The sequence below is a fragment of the Micromonospora sp. NPDC005171 genome (assembly GCF_040608575.1).
In the GTDB taxonomy this organism is placed as follows: Bacteria; Actinomycetota; Actinomycetes; order Mycobacteriales; family Micromonosporaceae; genus Micromonospora.
The window spans coordinates 1-3,197 of the sequence record NZ_JBEXIM010000081.1 but is presented as its reverse complement, the minus strand read 5'-3'; the positions used below and the strand labels follow the sequence as shown (position 1 = coordinate 3,197).

The window sequence follows — 3,197 nt, the reverse complement described above, 5'->3', positions numbered from 1 at the left end:
CCCCATGACGTGTGGCCAGACGCACTGTTTTCGGCTATGTCCGAGCGTCGACCGCGCCGGTTCACCGTAACGCTGGGTAGCGCGCGGATCGCGGCTACTTAGAGTGAACCTGATCATGCACGTGGGTGGCGTTGGTGGCGGCTGGCGTGGGGCATCAAGGGCTGTCGGTCGGTTGATGGACTGAGGCAGGGATCCGGGTAGCGGTTCGCGGTGGCGAAGCCCCAGCCAGGAGGACACCGCCGGCGGCATGAACACGGCCATGATCAGCACGCCGACCAGCGCGACCGCACTGCGGCGGCGAAGCCGTGTGATCGCACGTCATGGCGAGAGGAGATCATCAACCGGGTGCCCGATCTGCGGCCTGTCGCGGGGACGGTACCCTGCCGCCTCGTGAACGCCTTGCTACGACGGTTCGTCGAGCTCATCGAAGCCGACCTGGCAGCCGCCGGCTTTATCCGCCGCGGGCCGGTCTTCCGACATTTCGACCCTGAAGGCAACGGCATCGCCCTCGACATCCAACGCACCACCGCGCTGAGGGGAGAGGTCGGGTTCTTCATCAATGTCGGGGTGCTGCTCGCACCGCACCTCCGGTACTACTTCGGAGAAGACGATCCGCGCCGCGACGCCATGCCGCACCACAGCGTCTGGCGCCATCGCCTGGTGGCGACCGACGACACCGCGAAGCTGCCCGACCACACGTTCTCGATGTCCACGGAAGCTGACGTGGAACGTGCCGCCACCATCGTGCGGACCTGGCTGGCGGAGAACCTGCCCCGCATGAAGAGCTGGCTGGGCGACTTCGAGGCGATGCTCGCCGCCATCGAGGAGGACCGCGAACGATCGGCCCGGGCCCGCGCCGAGCAACTCGCCTCCGGGCAGTGGAAGGCCGGCCGCTGGCCGGACGGAACTTGGAACGACGGCGTCATCCGCGCCTACGCGCACGCTGAACGCGGCGATGTGGACGCGGTCACGGCCGAGACCGCGGCTGTTCGGCATCAAGCATGTGAGCAGCCACCGGGAGGAACCAAAGTATGAGTCGTGTCGTGATCGGGATGGATCCGCACAAGCGATCGGCCACGATCGAGGCCATCGACGAGCGAGAAAAGGTCCTGACCCAGGGCCGTTTCCGCACCGATGCCGACGGCTACCAGCAGATGCTGGAGGCCGGTCGTGCCTTCACCGATCGGGTCTGGGCGGTCGAAGGCTGCTCCGGCATCGGCCGGCATGTTGCCCAGCGCCTGGTGGCCGACGGCGACCTGTGCTCGACGTGCCGGCGAAGCTGTCGGCACGAGTCCGAGTCTTCGACACCGGCCAGGGCCGCAAGACCGACCCGGTCGACGCACACAGCATCGCGGTCGCCGGTCTGCGCAGCCCGCACCTGCGCCGGGTGACCGCGGACGACGCCACCGTCGTAATCCGCTTGCTGGTCGACCGACGCGACGAACTCGGCCGGGCCCGCACCCACATCGTCAGCCGCATCCACCACCTGCTGCTCGAACTCATCCCCGGCGGAGCCAAGAAGTTTCTCACCCGCGGCCAGGCCAGCTGCGCACCGCCCCGCCACCGGCCGGCATCGTCGCCCAGACCCGCCATGATCTGGCCCGTGAACTCATCGAAGAGCTCACCGTCATCGACGCCAAGATGCGATCAGCCGACAAGCAGCTCCGCCAACTCGTCACCGACCACGGCAGCACCCTGACCGAGCTCTACGGCATCGGCCCGTCCGGAGCGGCCCGACAGATCGGCGACATCGCCGACATCCGGCGGTTCCGCACCGCGGCGCACTTCGCCTCCTGGAACGGCACCGCCCCGCTCGAGGCGTCCTCGGGCGACCAGCGCCGCCACCGCCTCTCCCGCGCCGGTAACCGCCGCATCAACCGGGGTCCTGCACACTATGGCCGTCGTCCAGCTCCGGCGGGACACGCCTGGCCGCGTCTACTACCGGCGCCGCCTTGCTGAAGGCAAAACCACGATGGAAGCGCTCCGTGCCCTCAAACGGCATCTGTCCGACGTCGTCTACAAGCGGATGCTCCACGACAGCAAAACCCACGGAGCTGCTGAAACGGGCCCGGGAGGACACTTGGGAGCGACTCTGCAATCCAGCGCGGACCGCCCAATCCCGACGACCGCCTCTTCGGACAAGTCACAACCCGGACCCGCCATCAGAAACCCTAGAACAAAGTCGCCATGATCCCTTGACCTAGAGGGGAACCAGATCCGCGCACCTGACCATGGTTCAGACGGTGACAGTCTCAAGGGCGGATCTCTGCCGAGCGCCCTCGACCGGGCTCGGGCAGCTTCGGGTAGTGAGCGGTCAGGGTGTGGACGATTGCCGCACCTGCTCGAAGTGGAACTCGCGAATGAAACAGTCTCGTGGTTGCCCGACCGCGAAAAGCACGCAGTCGATGACCGATCGCGCGGTGAGGTCGCTGTTTACCTGTCGGGGCCCGTCCTGAACGAAGTCCGGCGGAAATAGTGAGATCACTCGGATCCCTTCTGGCCGGAGCCGGTGCGACAGGATCTCTGCGAGTCCGGCGTGGGCATGCTTAGCGGCGTAGAACGCGGGATGTGCACCCGAGCGGCGGTGCCCCACCTCACCGCATGCGGAGATCATGTTGACGATGTCGGGCCGCGACGATGCCCGTAGCAGCGGCAGTAGATTTTTGGTCAACAACATGGTGCCGGTCCCGCCCGCAGCCATCACGCTTTCGATCTTGTCGTCCGAGACGTCTCGCAGGTCCTCACCTTCGATGTATGGGGCACCATTGTTGATCAGCACATCGAGGTGCTTCGTCCGTTCGGCCAGGGCAGCGGCGAACGCGCGTACCGACTCCGGTACGGCGAGGTCGCAGTGAAATGCATCAGCCCGACCTGGCCCCCGCTGGCTGATCGCATCCGCAACATGCTCGGCCGCAGCCAGGTCGCGGGCCGAGAGGAAGATCTGTGCACCGCGCTCGGCGAAGGCTTCGGCCAGTAGTCGTCCGGTGTCACGCGCGGCACCGGTGATGGCGACGCGCAGGCCGTCAAGATTCATGGCCGAAGTGAAGCATCCGAACTCTGGTTGAAGTCAACAGGAACTTGCCAAGATTGGACATCCGCTCTTCGGCAGAAGCGGATTCGCAACACGGTCGATGCGCGGCTCGCCGATAGCGCATAGTCACGACATTGCCGCCCGTTCCTGCAGGTCTCGCTGAATC

Annotated in this window: 5 protein-coding genes; 3 read left to right on the top strand and 2 right to left on the bottom strand. The window is 66.2% G+C overall.

The window, feature by feature from the left end:
• The first annotated feature begins 210 nt into the window (after positions 1-210).
• Positions 211-1,035 carry a hypothetical protein gene (locus ABZU74_RS33970; protein WP_355432867.1) on the top strand — a complete coding sequence of 275 codons (825 nt, stop codon included), beginning with the start codon at positions 211-213 and terminating at the stop codon, positions 1,033-1,035.
• Here ABZU74_RS33970 and ABZU74_RS33965 read toward each other — a convergent pair.
• Positions 996-1,289 carry a hypothetical protein gene (locus ABZU74_RS33965; RefSeq protein ID WP_355432870.1) on the bottom strand — a complete coding sequence of 98 codons (294 nt, stop codon included), beginning with the start codon at positions 1,287-1,289 and terminating at the stop codon, positions 996-998. The two genes, ABZU74_RS33970 and ABZU74_RS33965, sit on opposite strands and share 40 nt — an antisense overlap.
• Between ABZU74_RS33965 and ABZU74_RS33960 the strand changes: the two genes are divergently transcribed.
• Positions 1,259-1,699, top strand: a complete 441-nt coding sequence (locus tag ABZU74_RS33960) for a transposase (protein ID WP_355432864.1) — start codon at positions 1,259-1,261, stop codon at positions 1,697-1,699. The genes ABZU74_RS33965 and ABZU74_RS33960 overlap by 31 nt on opposite strands.
• Positions 1,642-1,959 carry an IS110 family transposase gene (locus ABZU74_RS33955; protein ID WP_355432861.1) on the top strand — a complete coding sequence of 106 codons (318 nt, stop codon included), beginning with the start codon at positions 1,642-1,644 and terminating at the stop codon, positions 1,957-1,959. The genes ABZU74_RS33960 and ABZU74_RS33955 overlap by 58 nt, the downstream gene beginning before the upstream one ends.
• Before the next feature lie 355 nt (positions 1,960-2,314).
• Here the strand turns inward: ABZU74_RS33955 and ABZU74_RS33950 are convergent, their stop codons facing one another.
• Positions 2,315-3,034: an SDR family oxidoreductase gene (locus ABZU74_RS33950; protein WP_355432858.1), complete on the bottom strand. Its 720-nt coding sequence runs from the start codon at positions 3,032-3,034 to the stop codon at positions 2,315-2,317.
• Positions 3,035-3,197 lie beyond the last annotated feature (163 nt).